Here is a 16,398-nt window from a genome sequence, read left to right as displayed (position 1 = left end):
AACCAGGGCAAGCCGGGCAAGGTGGCTTTAGTCGCGGTAATGCGCAAGATGCTGGTGATCCTCAACGCCCGCAAACGGGATGCGGAGGCCCAGATGGCCTCCGCCTGACAAGACAGTTGCTACAGAAAGCAATGCCCGGCAGATCGCAGGCAACTGTCGAAGGCGGGGTGGGTCCGGTTGCGGGGGTGTCCGCGGCATGGATGCCGCGGCCAAGCCCCCATGGACGGGTTTACGGCGTCTCCCGCCACCGGACCCACCCCGCCATCCCACAGGAATCCAGCCTTTGCTTCGGCTGTTGCCATTGCTCCGACGGGTAGCAGGTGCAGGGCCGCAGGCCCTGCCGAACCTACCTGCCCATCGCCTTGGCGATCGCTTCCACCAGCAGCTCACCGGTCACCGGCTTGCGCAGGAAACCGCCGATGCCGGCCGCTTCCACCTGCTGCTGCAGGTCCGGATCAGTGCGCGCGGTCACGGCGAGCAGCGGCAGCATGTAGCCCTGGTTGCGCAGGTGCTGGGCCAGCTCGAAGCCGCTCAGGCCCGGCAGGTCAAGATCCAGCAGGCCGACGTCGAAATCACCGGCGCTGATCTCACGCAGTGCCGCCAGCGCATGCCCCGCATGCACCACCTCGTGCCCGCGCGCACTCAGCAACCCGCGCACCACATCGGCCACGGTTGCATCGTCCTCCACCAGCAGTACCCGCAATGGCGGCATGTTCGCCGCGTCCTCGCGCTGCGTTTCGCCATCGGCTTCGGCATTGGCATCGACCACCATCGGCAACGGCAACGTCACACCGAAGCAGGTGCCGCGACCGAGTTGGCTCTCCACCTGGATGCGCCCCTGCATCGCATGCGCCAGTTCGCGGCAGATCGCCAGGCCCAGGCCACTGCCACCGTACTGCGCCGCGGTACGTGCACCATCGGCCTGCTCGAAGCGGCGGAACAGGCGTTGCTGTTGTTCCTGGCTGATGCCGGGGCCGGTGTCGCGCACTTCGAAATGCAGAGATCGCAGCTCGGCGTCGCTGCGCGCGTGCAGGGTGATGGTGCCGCGGCTGGTGAACTTGACCGCATTCGAGAGCAGGTTCAGCAGAATCTGCCGGACCCGCATTGCATCGCCGGTGGCCTGCAGGCCGGCGGGCAGCTGGTTGTCGAGGGTGAAACGCAGGCCCTTCTGCGCCGCCAACGGCCCCATCAGCGCGGCCAGGTCCTGCAGCAGTCTGCTCAATGCAAACGGATTGTGCTGCAACTCCAGACGGCCCGACTCGATCCGTGCCAGGTCCAGTGCATCGTTGACCAGGTGCAGCAGGTGCTCGCCGGCATGGCGGATCGATTGCGTATAGCCGCGCTGCTGCGGATCCAGTGGCGAGGACAGCAGCAGCTCGCTCATGCCGAGCACACCGGTCATTGGCGTGCGGATCTCATGGCCAAGGTTGGCCAGGAAGCGGGTCTTGGCCGCCGACGCCTGCTCGGCCAGTTCCTGCTTGTGCAGCGCCAGCTGATAGGCATGGCGACGCTGCAGGCGGCGACGGTACAGCCAGGCGAACCAGCTGGTCAGCAGCAGCGCGAACGAGGCCAGCACCAGCAGGCCGGACAAGCTGCGCCACCACGGTGGCTGCACGCGGAATTCCAGGCTCTGCACCCGTGACCAGACATGGTCGGCCGACCGCGCCTGCACTTCCAGCCGATAGCTGCCCGGTGCCAGCCGCGAGAACAGGCGCTCACCGGCCGGCCCCACTTCCACCCAGTCCGGGTCATAACCGGCCAACCGGTAACGATAGGTATTGGACGCCGAATCGGCGAACGACAACAGGCGCGCGACGATGCGCAGATCGCGGTCGCCATCGGCGATCTGCAACGGCGTGTCGTGAGTCAGGTCCAGCACCTGCTCGTTGCGGCGCACCTCCACCCGCTCGATCACCAGCGGCGCACGCCGCATTGATGGCCGCACCTGCTCCGGGTCGAACACCACCACGCCGGCCGGTGTACCTGCCACCAGATGACCGTCTCCCGACATCACCAGCGTGTGCTCGCGGAACTCCTGGCTTGGCAGGCCGTCATGCACGCCATACAGGCGCACGCTCTGGCCATCGGCACCGATGCGCACCAGGCCACGCGCACTGGTTGCCCACGCCACCCCCTGCGCATCGACCACCAGTCCCGAGGCGGAGATCGCCGGGTAGCCCTGCTCGGCACCGATCACGGCCTGCCGCTCCAGCCGGCCCTGGCTCCAGCGGTAGCGCGACAGGCGGCCGTCCTCGGACAGCCAGACCTGGCCATCGCTTCCCACGTGCAGTGCATGGATCGCGGTCGCCGGTGCACCCGGCACCGGCTGGAAACGCTCGCTTTCCGGCAGCCACTGCAGCAGGCCACGGCTGCTGGCCAGCCAGATATGGTCCTGCGGCCCGCATTCCACGTCGAGATTGAGCTGGCCCTGCTGCAATCCGCGCTGGCCATTGTCCAGCTGGCGCCGCAGGCGCCCATCCAGATCGCGCTGCTGAAGACCCGCCGACAGCATCAGCCAGAGGCTGTCACCATCACAGGTCATCATCGATTCGATGACCCCTTCCATGGTCGCGTCGGCGCCAGCATCCCGGCCCCAGCGGCGCAGATCACGCCGCTTCGGGTCATAGCGCAGCAGCGCGTCGTTGGAACCGATCCAGACCTGGCCACGGCGATCCTCGCGCACCGAGGTCAGCCAGTGCATGCCGTTGACCCAGGTGCGGTGCTGTTCGATGCTGCCGGTCTTCGGATCGAAGCGGTCCAGCGCGCCGTGGCTGCCGACCGTCCAGATGCCACCGTTGCTGGACGGGCTGGTACCCAGCACGAAGGCGTTGCGCAGCGAGCGGGGGTCGTCCTCCAGCCGCGACAGCACCGAGAACTGCCACCAGCGCGGCAGCAGGTGCCACAGGCCGGCATTGGTGCTGGCCAGCCAGATGCCACCCTCGCGATCCTCGTAGGCGCCGGTCCAGTTCGGGCGCACCGGGCCACGCGCCACGGCGCTGTACAGGGGCACGGTCTGGTACTGGCCATCGACCGCCCGGCCAAGGCCGGTGCGGGTGTCCAGCCAGTGCCCGCCCTGCTCGTCGCGCAGCATCATGCCCAGCACCTGTTCGCCTTCGGGCAGCTTCCAGGACGGTGCCTCGAAACGACCATCGGGGCGACGCACGATGGCACCGGCCATCGTGCTGATCCAGAGGCTGCCATCGGGCTCGGCCGTCAGGCCATTGATCAGCAGGCTGGGAACGACGCCGGCACCGACCCGTTCAAAGTCCGTGCCGGTCCAGCGCGCGACGCCATGCTTGGTGCCGATCCACAGGCTGCCATCGGCCAGGGTTGCCAGGTACGGTACCGATGCGGCCGGCAGGCTGCGCGGGTTGTTCGCTTCAGGCAGGAAGCGCTGCAGCCGGTCCTGGTTGTCCAGGCGGTACAGGCCACCTTCGTGGGTGCCGAACCAGACCGAACCATCCGGCGTGGTGGCCAGGCTCCAGACCGTGTTGGTGCCCATCAACGGCTGGCTGCTGCGGTCGTAGAAATGCAGCTGGCGACGATCGGCCGACATCCGTACCAGACCGGCGTTCTCGGTGCCGATCCAGAGCTGGTTGCGGGCATCGACCAGCACCGTCCAGATGCGGTTGTCGCGCAGGCCGTCTTCCGAACGCCAGATCCGGTAGTTGCGCCCGTCGTAGCGGGCCAGGCCGTCGTTGGTGGCGATCCAGAGGTAACCGTAACGATCCTCGGCCATGCGGTTCACGGTATTGGAAGGCAAGCCATCGAACACCGTCACCTGGCGCGGGCTCGGCGGCACCGGCTGCGCCGCGGCGGGCGACAGGCAGCACAGGAGGACCAGCAGCAGCATCGCCGCCCGCAGATACACCACCGATTGCCTCCTCACGCTGCTTCTGATGATTCCCGCACTACGGGCGTCGGCATGGTAAACCGAAAGTCGCGCCGTTCACGCCCGGCGCTGGCGCATTCAAAGGGCGGTTTGTCGTTTTGCGCGTGCCTGGGCAATGGCAGTCACCAGCATGTCACCGGTCACCGGCTTGCGCAGGAAGCCATCGAATCCGGCCGCCAGGACCTGGGTCTCGGCGTAGGCATCGGAACGCGCGGTGACCGCCACCAGCGGTAGTTCATAGCCCATGGTGCGCAGCTGGCGGGCGATGGCGGTGCCGTCCAGTGCCGGCAGATCGAGATCGAGCAGGCCCACGTCAAAGCCATCGGTGGCGATCTCCGAAAGCGCGCCCAGGCCATGCAGCACGTGCACCACGTCGTGGCCACGGCCACGCAGCAGGCCGGCGATGACCTCGGCCACGGTCGCGTCATCCTCCACCAGCAGGATGCGCAGCGGCGGCAGCATCGGCAGAACCGGCGATTCGCCCGGCGCATTGGCGGCCTGCCGGATCCAGGGCAGCGGCAACCACACCCGGAAGCGCGCACCCTTGCCCGGCTGGCTGTCCACCTCGATGCGTCCGTTCATGGCCACGGCCAGCTCCTGGCAGATCGCCAGGCCCAGCCCACTGCCGCCATAGCGCGACGCGGTGCGCGGGCCGTCTGCCTGTTCGAAGCGATGGAACAGGCGGTCCTGCTGCTCGGCGTTGATGCCCGGGCCGGTGTCATGCACTTCGAAGCAGAGGCCGCCGCCGTTCTCCTCCAGCCGCACGGCCAGGCCGACATGCCCACGCTCGGTGAACTTGATTGCATTGCCCAGAAGATTCAGCAGGATCTGCCGCACGCGCATCTCGTCGCCGCTGACGCTGATCGGCCCCGGCGGATCGCTTCCACGTTGGAACTCCAGATTGCGCTGCTTCGCCATCGGCTGCATCAACGCCTGCACCTGGTCGAGCAGGCCGGCCAGATCGAACGGGCGCAGATCCAGCTCCAGCCGGCCGGCCTCGATGCGGGCCAGGTCCAGCGCGTCATTGACCAGCCGCAGCAGGTGGCTGCCAGCCTGCTGGATCGAGCCTGCATAGCTGCGCTGCACCGCATCCAGTGGGGTGGCCAGCAGCAGTTCGCTCATGCCAAGCACACCGGTCATCGGCGTGCGCACCTCATGGCCCAGCGTGGCCAGGAACCGGCTCTTGGCCTGTGAGGCCTGCTCTGCCAGCTGCTGCTTGTGCACGGTCAACTGCCATTGCTGGCGGCGGCGCAGGCGCGCACGGATCGACCACACCAGGATAAGCAGCAGCAGTGAGCCGATCAGCAGGTAGCCGAAGATCGCCATGCCGCTGCGCCACCAGGGTGGCAACACCTTCACCTGCAGCTGCTGCGAAGGTGTCCATGCACCACTGGCCGTTGCCGCCTGGACTTCAATGACGTAGCTGCCGGTCGGCAGCCGCGACAACGTGCGCTGGCCGTCACCGCCCTGCTCCACCCAGTTCTGGTCGTAGCCCTGCACCCGGAAGCGGTAACGGTTGCCCTGCGGATTGGCATAGGAAAGCAGTCGCGCATCGATCTGCAGATCACGATCATCCGGCCCCAGCAGCAGCGTGCCGGTGGTCGGCAGCGGTTGCCAGCCACGGGCATCATCGCGCCGCACGCGGACCTCGGCGATCACCAGCGACGACGGCGGCAATACGGCATCGGCAGCATTCACGTCGAACACCACCAGGCCGGTCTGGGCCACCGCGAGCACGCGACCATCGGCATTCACCGCCAGCGGCCGGCTGGTGAACTCGGCGTCGGGCAGGCCATCGCGTTCGTTGAACTGCTGCAGGCGGCGCGTCTTCGGGTCCCACCGCAGCAGGCCACGTGGCGTGGTCGCCCACAGGCGGCCGTCTTCGGCCAACGCCAGTCCTCCCATGCTCACCGACGGCACGCCGGCACTGCCATCGATGCGCTGGATCAGGCGCAGGCTCATGCCATCCCACTGGTAGCGCTCGAGCGCCCCCTGCCGGGCCAGCCACAGCTGCTGCGGATCCACCCACACCAGATCGTAGATCAGCCCGCGCGAAACACCCGGCACCGCTTCGAAGCGCCCGGCCTGTTCACGCCAGATCCCCATGTCGCCCATCACCCAGGCCTTGCCCTGGGCATCAAAGCGGATCTGCTCAACCGGTGAATCGGCCGTCTTGCGGAGGTCCTCCAGCGGGAAACTGCGCAGCACGCGGCCATCGGCGCTGCGCTGCTGCAGGCCCAGGTTCATCACCGACAGCCAGACCGTGCCATCGGGGGCCTGCCGCATCAGATCGATGCGCTGGCGCAGGTCGGCCCCCCCATCGATATGCCAATCGTGCAGCGCGCGGGTGGCCGGGTCGTACACGCTGATGCGGCCGGCACGCCCCAGCCACAGGCGCCCGTCTGGCCGCGGCAGCACCGACCACACCGCCCCGCTGCCGATCTCACGATCGCTGGCCAACAACTTCAGCGCTCCCTGCGCGTCCAGCTGGTACACGCCATGCGCCGAGCCGACGTAGTAATTCTGGCCATCACTGGCTGCACTCAACAGGTACTGGCTGTCCAGCGGCTTGCCGTCAAGCTGGTTCCAGATCGAAAACCGGCGCCAGTCCGGCGGCAGATAGGCCAGGCCCTGGGTCAGCAGCGCCACCCACAATCCGCCCTCATGGTCCTGCATCAGATCGAGCACACCACTCTGGGCAGTGAGGAAACCACTGCCGCGGTCGCCGTCCAGCCGCCGCAGCATGCTGGCATCTCCGCGCAACAGGCCATCGGAGGTGCCCGCCCAGTAACCGCCCTGGCGATCGGCCAGCACCAGTGCCGAACGCAGGCGTGCACTGTCGGCCCAGCGCGGACGGCTGACCCGGTCCTGCGCGTCGATACGGTAGAGGCCGTCGTTCTGGCTGCCGGCCCAGATCGAGCCATCGGGGTCGCGGCTCAGGCGCAACACGCTCAGCGCCCCCAGTTCGCGGGGTGCGACAGCCTCGAATCCAGTCCCGTTCCAGCGCGCAATGCCCGCCTCGGTGCCGATCCACAGGCGCCCCTGCGCATCCACCAGGCTGCTGTAGATGGTATTGCTGGGCAAGCCGCCAGGACGGGCCGGATCGTGCTCGAAGAAGCGCAGGCTGCCGTCTTCACCGAAACGGCAGACGCCATGGCCACTGGTGCCGATCCACAGTGCATCCTCGGCGTAGGCCAGCGTCCAGAACTGGCTCATGCAGGGGCCGTTGACCGCATCGAAGGTCTTGAAGCGTTCGCGGTCGGCATCCAGCCGGGCCACGCCCTTGCCATTGATGCCGACCCAGACGCGGTCCAGGGGATCGACCAGCAGGGTCTCGATCTCGTTGCCGGGCAGCGAGCCCGGCTGCTCCGGATCATGTTCCCAGACCCGCAGGTTGCCGCCGTCATAGCGCACCAGGCCACCATCGGTGGCAGCCCATATATGGCCCTGGCGGTCCTCGGCCAGCGCCAGCACCATGCGCGAGGGCATGCCTTCGGCGGCACCGAAACGGCGCAGGCGCGGTGTTTCCGCCATGTCCAGGGCCGTGGCAGCCGTGGCGAACGCCATCAGCAGCAGCCCCATTCCCGCGATGCCTCGGCACCACCGGCGCCAACCGCTCGTCATCCTGAACCCCCTGTCCTGTCCCGATTGTCACACAGGGCCGGGTTCATGGCTGCAACAGCCTGTTTCCACCGGTGGACCCACCACGAACTGTTGCAGCCATGCACGCAACGTTGGCAGGGGGCTGTGCGTATGATCGCAACGTCCCCCTTCCGGAGCCCGCCATCGATGCGTCCCTGCCTGGCCCTGCTGCCGATGCTGCTCGCCACCGCCCCCGCCTGGGCGGATGCAGATACCTATCGCCTCGATCCGGTGCATACGCGTGTGCTGTTCACCATCGACCACGCGGGCTACTCGCAGGCGATGGGTACGGTCTCCGGCAGTGAGGGCCGCCTGCAGTTCGATCCCGACAACTGGCGCGAGGCCACACTGGATGTCGAGGTCCCCGTGTCGCGATTGGACCTTGGTGATGCCAAATGGAACCAGGCCACGCTGGCCCGCAGCCTTCTGGATGGCGAGCGTTTCCCGAAGGCGCATTTCGTCTCCAGCCGGGTCGAACCGATCGATGCCAGGCGCGCCCACGTGATTGGCACCCTGACCCTGCGCGGGGTCAGCCAGGAGATCACGCTGGACGTGACCCTCAACGCCATCAAGCGCTACCCCCTCCCCCCGTTCCGACGCACCGCCGGTTTTTCCGCCAGCACCACGCTGAGCCGGCGCGCGTTCGGCATCACCGCCTGGCCGGGCGTCATCGGTGATGCAGTACAGCTGAGGATCGAGGCTGAAGCCACCCTCGACCGCAGTGACGCCCCGGGAACTCCCGCTCCCGTTCCACACTCCGACCCCAAGACGGCCCCCTAGAGGACCCTTCATGACCGCCAAGAACACCCCCGCCGCCTGGGGGAGTGTCAGCCAGATCCTGCATTGGTTGATCGCATTGCTGATCCTCGCCCTGGGCGTGGTCGGCCTGACCATGGGCGAACTGCCCAAGACCCCCAAGTATTTCTGGGTCTATACCGCGCACAAGTCGATCGGCATCACCGTGCTGGCGCTCGTGCTCTTCCGCCTCGGCTGGCGCCTGTATGCCGGTGCCCCCAAGCCGGTGCCGGGCGTGCCCAGCTGGCAGGAACGCATCGCCAGTGCCACCCATGTGCTGCTCTACGTGCTGATGTTCGCCATCCCGCTGTCGGGCTGGCTGTACGACTCGGCCAGCGGCCTGCGCCCGTTCCGCTGGTTCGGCCTGGTTGATGTGCCCAAGCTGAGCGGCCCGGACCCGCAGGTCGTTGCGGTGTCCCATGCCATTCACGAATACGGCTTCTGGCTGTTGATCGCGGTGGTGCTGGCCCATGCCGGCGCTGCCTTCTACCACCACCTGTTCCAGCGCGATGCGACCTTGTCCCGCATGTTGCCACGTGGCTGGCTCACCTCCCCTCAGAAGGACTGACCGATGAACCTGAAACTGACCACTCCGGCCGCCGTGGCCGCCGCCCTGGCCGGCATGCTGGCGACCGCTCCAGCACTCGCTGCCGATTACGCGCAGGCTCCCGGCGCCGGTTCGATCCTGGTGTTTGCGACCAAGTACGACGGTGAAGTGTTCACCGGCAGCTTCCCGGGCTTCGCCACCAAGCTCAGCTTCGACCCGGCCAACCCGGCCGCCGGTTCGCTGGACGTGGTGATTCCGCTGGCCGGTGCCAAGAGTGGCAACAGCGACCGCGACTCGACCCTGCAGACCGCCGATTTCTTCAACGTCGGCAAGTTCGCCACCGCGCGTTACACCGCCAAGGGCTTCCGGGCGGTGGGCAACGACCAGTTCGCCGCCGACGGCACGCTGGAACTGCGCGGCGTCAGCAAGCCGGTCACGCTGACCTTCACCTGGAAGCCCGGCACCCAGCCGGTGCTGACCGGCAAGGCCACGGTCAAGCGCCTGGACTTCGGCGTCGGCGGCGGTGACTGGGCCGACACCAAGACCATCCCGGACGAAACCGCGATCAGCACCATCGTGAAGTTCGACGCGAAATAAACCGCGTCTGGTAGTGCCGGCCGCTGGCCGGCATCACCGGGCATGGCGGGGCTGCCGGCCAGCGGCCGGCACTACCGATCGACGGCCAGCCAGGCCTGAACCGTGGCCGCGTCGAACGGCCAGTCCAGCTCACGGTCGCCGCGCTCGTCGCGCAGCACCGGCACCCGCGCGCCGTAGCGCGATTCCAGCGCCGGCTGGTCATCCAGGAACACCGATTCGAACTCCGGCGCCCTGGCCTTGGCCAGCTCGGCCAGGGCCATGTCGCACAGGTGGCAGTCGTCACGCTGGAACAGAGTCAACACCGGATGGGTCCCCTTGGCGGAAATGCTGCGCCGCAGCCATGGAAGTGCGGCGTGAACCGCTAGAATAGCGGTCTCTTCCGGTACCCGCAGTACGGCAACCATGGCTGTCAGCACGTTCGACGTTTTCAAGATCGGCATTGGCCCGAGCTCCTCGCACACCGTCGGGCCGATGAAGGCCGCCGAGCGATTCATCCACCGCTGGCTGCTCGACCCGGGCCGCCTGCACGAAGTCGCGCGCATCCGTGCCGATGTCTACGGCTCGCTGGCGCTGACCGGCCGCGGCCATGGCACCGACAAGGCGATCCTGCTGGGCCTGGAAGGGCAGCGGCCGAACCTGATCGACCCGGACATCATCCCGGCCACCCTGGAGCGCATCCGCAGCAGCAAGCGCATCCAGCTGATGGGCCAGCACGAGATCGCCTTCGACGAGAAGCGCGACCTCGGCATGAACAAGCGCCAGAAGCTGCCGTACCACACCAACGGCATGCGCTTCACCGCGTACAACGCCGAGGACGAAGTGATCGCCACCCGCGATTACTACTCCGTCGGTGGCGGCTTCGTGGTCAACCAGGACGACGCGGCCGATGACCGTATCGTGCCCGACGAAACCCCGCTGCCCTACCCGTTCAAGAGCGGCGACGAGCTGCTGGCGCAGACCGCGCGCAGCGGCCTGAGCATTGCCCAGCTGATGTTCGAGAACGAGAAGTGCTGGCGCAGCGAGGACGAGATCCGCGCGCAGCTGCGCGAGATCTGGAGTGCGATGCAATCGTGCGTGACGCGCGGCATCCGCGAGGAAGGCGTGCTGCCGGGTGGCCTGAAGGTTGGCCGTCGTGCACCGGCGCTGTATCGCGAGCTGTCGTCGAAGCCGGAAGCGGCGATGCGCGACCCGCTGACCACGCTGGACTGGGTCAACCTGTACGCACTGGCGGTGAACGAGGAGAATGCCGCCGGTGGCCGCGTGGTGACGGCGCCGACCAATGGCGCCGCCGGCGTATTGCCGGCGGTGCTGCATTACTTCGACCGCTTCTGCCCGGGTGCAAACGAGCAGCGCGTGTTCGACTTCCTGCTGACCTCGGCGGCGATCGGCATCCTGTACAAGGAAAACGCCTCGATCTCCGGCGCCGAAGTGGGCTGCCAGGGCGAAGTGGGCGTGGCCTGCTCGATGGCGGCCGGTGGCCTGGTCGCGGCACTGGGTGGCAACCCGAGCCAGATCGAGAATGCCGCGGAAATCGGTATGGAACACAACCTCGGCCTGACCTGTGACCCGATCGGTGGCCTGGTGCAGATCCCCTGCATCGAACGCAATGCGATGGGCGCGGTGAAGGCGATCAACGCCTCGCGCATGGCGATGCGTGGCGACGGCAAGCACAAGGTGTCGCTGGACAAGGTGATCAAGACCATGCGCGATACCGGCCGCGACATGCAGGACAAGTACAAGGAAACCAGCCGCGGTGGCCTGGCGGTGAACGTCATCGAGTGCTGATGGCCCTGGGTAGAGTCGACCGTTGGTCGACTATCGCGCGCAGCGCGGGATTTTCGCGGTCTGATCGAAGAGCAGTCGACTGACAGTCGACTCTACCCCGTTGTCCCTGGCCGGCCGGACGACATCGTCACTGCGTTCCGGTTAGGCTCGGGACTCCCTCGCCCCCGGACTGCCCCATGCGCGTGATCGCTGCCGCCCTGCTTGCCTGCCTGCCGCTGCCTGCGCTGGCCGCGCCCACTTACGGGCCGCGGCTGGAGGGTTTCGACTACGGCTATCCAGTGAAGACCTTCACGCTGGAATCGCAGCGGCAGCCGCTGGAAATGGCCTACCTCGACATCACGCCGAAGAAGTCACCCATCGGCGTGGTGGTGCTGCTGCACGGCAAGAACTTCTGTGCCGCCACCTGGAAGGAATCGATCAAGCCACTGGTCGCCGCCGGCTACCGGGTGATCGCCCCGGACCAGGTGGGTTTCTGCAAATCCAGCAAGCCCGAGCGCTACCAGTACAGCTTCGCGCAGCTGGCGGCCAACACCCATGCCCTGCTGCAGCAACTGCAACTGGGTGATATCCCGGTGCACCTGGTGGGCCACTCGATGGGCGGCATGCTGGCGGTGCGCTACGCGCTGATGTTCCCGCAGGACCTGCGCAGCCTGTCACTGGTCAACCCGATCGGGCTGGAGGACTGGAAGGCGCTGGGTGTTCCATGGCGCAGCGTGGACGCGTGGTACGCCGGCGAAATGAACATCAGCTATGACAGCATCCGCCGCTACCAGCTGGACGTGTACTACGACGGCAAATGGAAACCGGCGTATGAACCGTGGGCGCGGATGCAGTCGGGCATGTACGAAGGCCCGGGCAAGCAGGCCGTTGCCTGGAGCCAGGCGCTGGCCTCGGATATGGTGTTCAACCAGCCGGTGGTCTACGAACTGAAGAACCTGCAGGTGCCGACCACGCTGTTCATCGGCCAGAAGGACCGCACCGCGATCGGTCGCGACCTCGCGCCGCCTGCAGTAAAGGCGACGCTGGGCAATTATCCGGTACTCGGCAAGGCTGCGGCTGCGGCGATTCCCGGCGCGACGCTGGTCGAGTTCGCCGAACTGGGCCATTCGCCGCAGGTGCAGGACCCCAAGCAGTTCAACAGCGCCTTGTTGAAGGCGTTGAAGTCCCGCTGACCGGCAGACGTGCCCTGTAAGCCGAGCATGATCTCGGCTTACAGGAACGATGCGATCAGCCGACGATCCGCAACACGTCATCCAGCAACGCGGCGGCAGTGACTTCCGCGCCCGCGCCCGGGCCCTGGATCAACAACGGCTGGCGCTGATAGCGATCACTGTGGATGGCTACGCGGTTGTCGGTGCCCGCACCCTGCGCCAACGGGTGATCGGCCGGCAACTCGCGCAGGCCGACCTGCGCACCCTCGCCATCAACACGGCCAACGAAACGCAGCACACGGCCATTGTCATGCGCCTGCTGCCAGCGCGCCTGCAACGGCGCATCCAGCTGCTCGAGCGCCGCCACCGCATCCTCCAGCGGCAGCGCTGCGAGCGCTTCAGGCACCAGTGAATCCACCTGCACCTGCGAAGCATCCAGCGCCAGCCCGCTGCTGCGGGCCAGGATCAGCAGCTTGCGGCGCACGTCCTCGCCGGACAGGTCCAGTCGCGGATCCGGCTCGGTGTAGCCGGCCGCCAACGCTTCGCGCACTGCGGCCGAGAACAGCGACTGGCCGTCATAGCGATGGAACAGCCACGCCAGCGAACCGGACAGCACGCCCTCGATGGCATGGATGTGGTCGCCACCGGCCACCAGCGCGCGCAGGCTGCTCAGCAACGGCAGGCCGGCACCGACGGTGGCGCTGTCACCATAGCGTGCGCCACTGTCTGCGCAGCTCTCGGCGATGGCCGTGGCACGTGCCAGCTGCGCACCGCGACCCAGCTTGTTGGCGGTGACCACGTGCACCCCACGCGCCAGCCACTGCACGTGGCGTGCGGCCACATCTTCGCTGGCAGTGGCATCGACCACTACGTCACCCCGTTCCAGCCCTTCGGCGCTGGCCCACGGCGGCGAGCTGAGACCATCACGCGGTGCACGGCGTGCCAGTTCCAGCGGCAACGCCAGATCGCGGTCGATCGCCAGCGCAGTGCGCGAGTTGGCCAGCCACTGCACGCTGGGCAGTTCCAGCCCACGTGCCTGCAACGCCTGGTAGCGCTGCACGAAGGCCGAGCCCACCGTGCCCGTGCCGAGCAGCGCCAGGCGCCCCACGCCAAGCGCAGGAATTTCAGCGGCGAGCGCGCTCATGCGTCCACCACCTGTTTGCGGCGCGCGGCTGCATCGATCACGGCTTCGGCGCGCTGCAGCGCGGCACCGAGATCGGCCAGCAGGTCACGCTCGGCCTCGATGCCGACCGACAGGCGCAGCAGCCCCTCGCTGATGCCGGCGGCGGCACGCGCTTCGGCGGTCATCGCCGCATGGGTCATGGTGGCCGGATGCGCAATCAGGCTTTCGACGCCGCCCAGCGATTCGGCCAGGGTGAAACAGCGCAGGCCATCGACGAACGCGCGCACCGCCGCGTGCGGATCATCACCCGCGCAGTGCGCCAGTTCGAACGACAGCATCGCGCCAAAGCCGCTTTGCTGGCGGGCGGCGATGGCATGACCCGGATGATCGGCCAGGCCCGGGTAGTACACCGTGCCGACGGCCGGATGCTGGTCCAGCAGGGCAACGATCGACGCAGTGTTTTCCTGGTGCACGCGCAGGCGCGCATCCAGCGTGCGCAGGCCGCGCAGGGTCAGGAAGGCATCGAACGGGGAACCGGTCAGGCCCAGCGCGTTACCCCACCACACCAGCTGCTCGTGCAGTGCCGGATCGCGCGCGACCACCGCACCACCCACCACATCGCTGTGGCCATTGATGTACTTGGTGGTGGAATGCAGCACCAGGTCGGCACCGAACGACAGCGGCTGCTGCAGCGCCGGCGACAGGAACGTGTTGTCGACCACCACAAGTGCACCGGCCTTGTGCGCGGCATCGATGACGAAGCGCAGGTCGGTGATGCGCAGCAGCGGGTTGGACGGCGTTTCCACCAGCACCAGCTTCGGCTGGGTAGCCAGCGCCTGGGCCAGCGCGCGCGGATCGGTCAGGTCGGCGGTGACCAGCTCGAAGTGGCCCTTCTTCGCCAGCGCATTGAACAGGCGCCAGCTGCCACCGTACGCATCGTGCGGCACCACCAGGGTATCGCCCGGCTGCAGCAGCGCGTTCAGCACCAGGTTGATCGCGCCCATGCCGGTCGCAGTGATGACGCCACCGGCGCCGCCCTCCAGTTCCGCCAGCGCCTCACCCAGCAGGTCGCGGGTCGGGTTGCCACTGCGCGTGTAGTCGTACTGGCGCTTGTTGCCGAAGCCTTCAAAGCTGAAGTTCGACGACAGCACGATCGGCGGCGTGACCGCGCCATGCGCAGTATCCCGATCGATGCCGGCACGGACGGCGGCAGTGGTGCGACTACAGGACGGCTCGTTTGCGTGCAGGCTCATGCGGACTCTCCAGAAGTACGGAAGGCGGTGGCGAGGATCGCGTCGATGCGATCGGTTTCTTTGAGGAAGGCGTCGTGGCCATAGGGCGAGCGCAGCACGCGCAGGCTGCCGCGCGGGCCCAGCCCTTCGACCAGGCCGACCAGGTCGGCCAGCGGCACCAGGCGGTCGCCCTCGACGGCGACCACCACGGTCGGTGGCAGGATCGCGGTGGGGTCGACGCGGTGCAGGTCGATCGATTCGGACAGGCGCAGGTAGGCGGTCACCGGCGTGCGCGCGACATACTGCGCGCCGGCCGCGTCGAGATAGTCTTCGGCAGCCACGCGCACGCGGCCATTGATGACTTCCGGTGCGGCGTCGAAACGCTCGCCGAACTCTTCCGGGGTGCGGTAGCTGAGCATGGCGAACTGCCGGGCCAGGGCCAGGCCGTGATCTTCGCCGCACTGCAGCTGGCCCAGCGCGACCGCGCGGCGCTGCAATGCGCGCCAGGCGGCGGCATACGGGTGCGGGCGATGCGCACCGCTGGCCAGCACCAGCTGGCGCACGCGGCTGCGGTGGCGGATCGCGAACTGCTGGCCGACCAGCGCGCCGTAGGAATAGCCCACGAACGCCTTCAGCGCGCGGATACCGAGATGGTCCAGCAGCAGCGCCAAGGCATCGGCCTGATCGGCGGTATCGATCGGCACATCCAATGCGCCGTCGGCACCGATGAAATCAAAAGCCAGTACACGCAGCTGCTGCGGATCCAGCGCGCGGCCGCTGCCCACCAGGTCTTCGGCCCAGCCCTTCTCGCTGAACTGCGCGTTGGACGCCACATGGCGATGGGCAGAGATACCACCGGCCAGCACCACCACCGGCGCAGTGGCCGGGCCGACCCACTCATAGCGCAGGCGCACCGGGCTGGGGCCGGCGTGACGCATCGACAGCACCGCGGCGAACTCACCGCGCTCGGCATGCACACGGTCTTCAACCGGCACGCTGACGGGGACAAAGGGTTCGGGGCGAATGGCGGTACTGGCGGCGAAGCTCATGGCGGGATCCGGTTGGGGAATCGGCCATCGAGCCTTCGCGGGGCCCGCGTTCGAGATGCACGTGTGGTGCATGGTTCGAACCATCTTTCGGTGGACGCCACGGTCCCCGCAGGATTTGGCACCTACGCAGACGCTTTCGCATCCGCGGGCTGCCCCGGCTTCAAAGGGCCTGTCCCTCTGCCGGTCTCGATGGTGGGGCCACGATGCCAGCCCTTTCCGGCACTGTCAATCCCTTCATGCGGATAAAGCGATGAATATTTTCAGGTCCACTCTGCGAGGGCTGTCCCGGTCGCCCCGTTCAGGATCGGGTACAGTCCCGGCGGTCCTCTCGCTGGAAACGCCGATGCCGCGCCTGCCCCTGTCCTGCCTGCTGTTGGCTCTGCTGGCGAGCGCGACTGCACATGCCGACGACTGGCGCCAAGGCTGGGGATTGGTTCCCTCCTCCGCCCCAACCGCCCGCCCAGCCATGCCCTGTCCCTTTTACCCATCCCCGGCCCCCCGACCCGGCCCCCCCCCCCCTATGCCGCCTTCCCCCTGACAAAAAAAAAAAAAAGAAAGACACCGAGAAAAACAAGGACAGGAAAA

The 16,398-nt window shown here is 67.5% G+C and carries 11 protein-coding genes, 2 pseudogenes and 1 riboswitch; of the genes and pseudogenes, 7 read left to right on the top strand and 6 right to left on the bottom strand.

Translation table 11 applies throughout. The features are described from left to right. Positions 1-108 (top strand): annotated as a pseudogene (locus EKL94_RS20275) (IS110 family transposase); the annotation flags it as partial. 238 nt (positions 109-346) lie between these two features. Here EKL94_RS20275 and EKL94_RS20270 read toward each other — a convergent pair. Both EKL94_RS20270 and EKL94_RS20265 read right to left on the bottom strand, forming a co-directional pair. Continuing rightward, positions 347-3,874: a hybrid sensor histidine kinase/response regulator gene (locus EKL94_RS20270; protein WP_126930414.1), complete on the bottom strand. Its 3,528-nt coding sequence runs from the start codon at positions 3,872-3,874 to the stop codon at positions 347-349. A gap of 96 nt (positions 3,875-3,970) precedes the next feature. Then, entirely contained in the window at positions 3,971-7,516 is a 3,546-nt protein-coding gene (locus tag EKL94_RS20265) for a hybrid sensor histidine kinase/response regulator (protein ID WP_126930413.1), read from the bottom strand. A 165-nt stretch (positions 7,517-7,681) separates the two neighbouring features. Between EKL94_RS20265 and EKL94_RS20260 the strand changes: the two genes are divergently transcribed. Genes EKL94_RS20260 through EKL94_RS20250 form a run of 3 tightly spaced genes read left to right on the top strand, consistent with a single transcriptional unit; the run spans position 7,682 to position 9,473 of the window. Beyond that, positions 7,682-8,314: a YceI family protein gene (locus tag EKL94_RS20260; RefSeq protein WP_010482756.1), complete on the top strand. Its 633-nt coding sequence runs from the start codon at positions 7,682-7,684 to the stop codon at positions 8,312-8,314. Between the two features lie 10 nt (positions 8,315-8,324). Then, positions 8,325-8,897, top strand: coding sequence for a cytochrome b (locus EKL94_RS20255; RefSeq protein WP_010482755.1), 573 nt, complete (start codon positions 8,325-8,327; stop codon positions 8,895-8,897). Positions 8,898-8,900: 3 nt separating this feature from the next. Beyond that, entirely contained in the window at positions 8,901-9,473 is a 573-nt protein-coding gene (locus tag EKL94_RS20250; RefSeq protein WP_088026817.1) for a YceI family protein, read from the top strand. 71 nt (positions 9,474-9,544) lie between these two features. Here the strand turns inward: EKL94_RS20250 and EKL94_RS20245 are convergent, their stop codons facing one another. Further along, entirely contained in the window at positions 9,545-9,775 is a 231-nt protein-coding gene (locus EKL94_RS20245; protein WP_049447590.1) for a glutaredoxin family protein, read from the bottom strand. A gap of 100 nt (positions 9,776-9,875) precedes the next feature. Between EKL94_RS20245 and EKL94_RS20240 the strand changes: the two genes are divergently transcribed. Then, complete coding sequence (locus EKL94_RS20240; protein ID WP_019338791.1) at positions 9,876-11,258, top strand: L-serine ammonia-lyase; 1,383 nt, start codon at positions 9,876-9,878, stop codon at positions 11,256-11,258. Between the two features lie 176 nt (positions 11,259-11,434). Continuing rightward, the gene (locus EKL94_RS20235; RefSeq protein ID WP_126930412.1) at positions 11,435-12,430 is read left to right on the top strand and encodes an alpha/beta fold hydrolase; all 996 of its coding nucleotides are present in this window, start codon (positions 11,435-11,437) and stop codon (positions 12,428-12,430) included. A gap of 55 nt (positions 12,431-12,485) precedes the next feature. On the opposite strand, the gene EKL94_RS20230 is transcribed toward EKL94_RS20235, so the two are convergent. Genes EKL94_RS20230 through metX form a run of 3 tightly spaced genes read right to left on the bottom strand, consistent with a single transcriptional unit; the run spans position 12,486 to position 15,813 of the window. Then, positions 12,486-13,553: a homoserine dehydrogenase family protein gene (locus EKL94_RS20230; RefSeq protein ID WP_126930411.1), complete on the bottom strand. Its 1,068-nt coding sequence runs from the start codon at positions 13,551-13,553 to the stop codon at positions 12,486-12,488. After that, complete coding sequence (locus tag EKL94_RS20225) at positions 13,550-14,785, bottom strand: O-succinylhomoserine (thiol)-lyase (protein ID WP_126930410.1); 1,236 nt, start codon at positions 14,783-14,785, stop codon at positions 13,550-13,552. Before EKL94_RS20225 ends, EKL94_RS20230 begins: the two co-directional genes overlap by 4 nt. Further along, a complete protein-coding gene (metX, locus tag EKL94_RS20220) occupies positions 14,782-15,813 on the bottom strand; it encodes a homoserine O-succinyltransferase MetX (RefSeq protein WP_126930409.1) in 1,032 nt (343 codons plus the stop codon). The genes EKL94_RS20225 and metX overlap by 4 nt, the downstream gene beginning before the upstream one ends. Positions 15,814-15,890: 77 nt before the next feature. Next, positions 15,891-16,009, bottom strand: a riboswitch (SAM riboswitch). A 147-nt stretch (positions 16,010-16,156) separates the two neighbouring features. Here metX and EKL94_RS22780 point away from each other — a divergent pair. Beyond that, a pseudogene (locus tag EKL94_RS22780) lies at positions 16,157-16,273 on the top strand (M23 family peptidase); the annotation flags it as partial. Positions 16,274-16,398 lie beyond the last annotated feature (125 nt).

The organism is Stenotrophomonas maltophilia (genome assembly GCF_003970865.1).
Lineage (GTDB): Bacteria > Pseudomonadota > Gammaproteobacteria > Xanthomonadales > Xanthomonadaceae > Stenotrophomonas > Stenotrophomonas maltophilia_AR.
Note: the sequence above shows the minus strand (reverse complement) of the source record. Positions and strands in the feature narration are given on the sequence as shown.

Excerpts from the sequence above, each read along its gene's own strand:
- EKL94_RS20260 (WP_010482756.1), top strand. The coding sequence starts at position 7,682 with ATGCGTCCCTGCCTGGCCCTGCTGCCGATGCTGCTCGCCACCGCCCCC.
- EKL94_RS20225 (WP_126930410.1), bottom strand. The coding sequence starts at position 14,785 with ATGAGCCTGCACGCAAACGAGCCGTCCTGTAGTCGCACCACTGCCGCC.
- metX (WP_126930409.1), bottom strand. The coding sequence starts at position 15,813 with ATGAGCTTCGCCGCCAGTACCGCCATTCGCCCCGAACCCTTTGTCCCC.
- EKL94_RS20265 (WP_126930413.1), bottom strand. The coding sequence starts at position 7,516 with ATGACGAGCGGTTGGCGCCGGTGGTGCCGAGGCATCGCGGGAATGGGG.
- EKL94_RS20240 (WP_019338791.1), top strand. The coding sequence starts at position 9,876 with ATGGCTGTCAGCACGTTCGACGTTTTCAAGATCGGCATTGGCCCGAGC.
- EKL94_RS20250 (WP_088026817.1), top strand. The coding sequence starts at position 8,901 with ATGAACCTGAAACTGACCACTCCGGCCGCCGTGGCCGCCGCCCTGGCC.
- EKL94_RS20255 (WP_010482755.1), top strand. The coding sequence starts at position 8,325 with ATGACCGCCAAGAACACCCCCGCCGCCTGGGGGAGTGTCAGCCAGATC.
- EKL94_RS20235 (WP_126930412.1), top strand. The coding sequence starts at position 11,435 with ATGCGCGTGATCGCTGCCGCCCTGCTTGCCTGCCTGCCGCTGCCTGCG.
- EKL94_RS20230 (WP_126930411.1), bottom strand. The coding sequence starts at position 13,553 with ATGAGCGCGCTCGCCGCTGAAATTCCTGCGCTTGGCGTGGGGCGCCTG.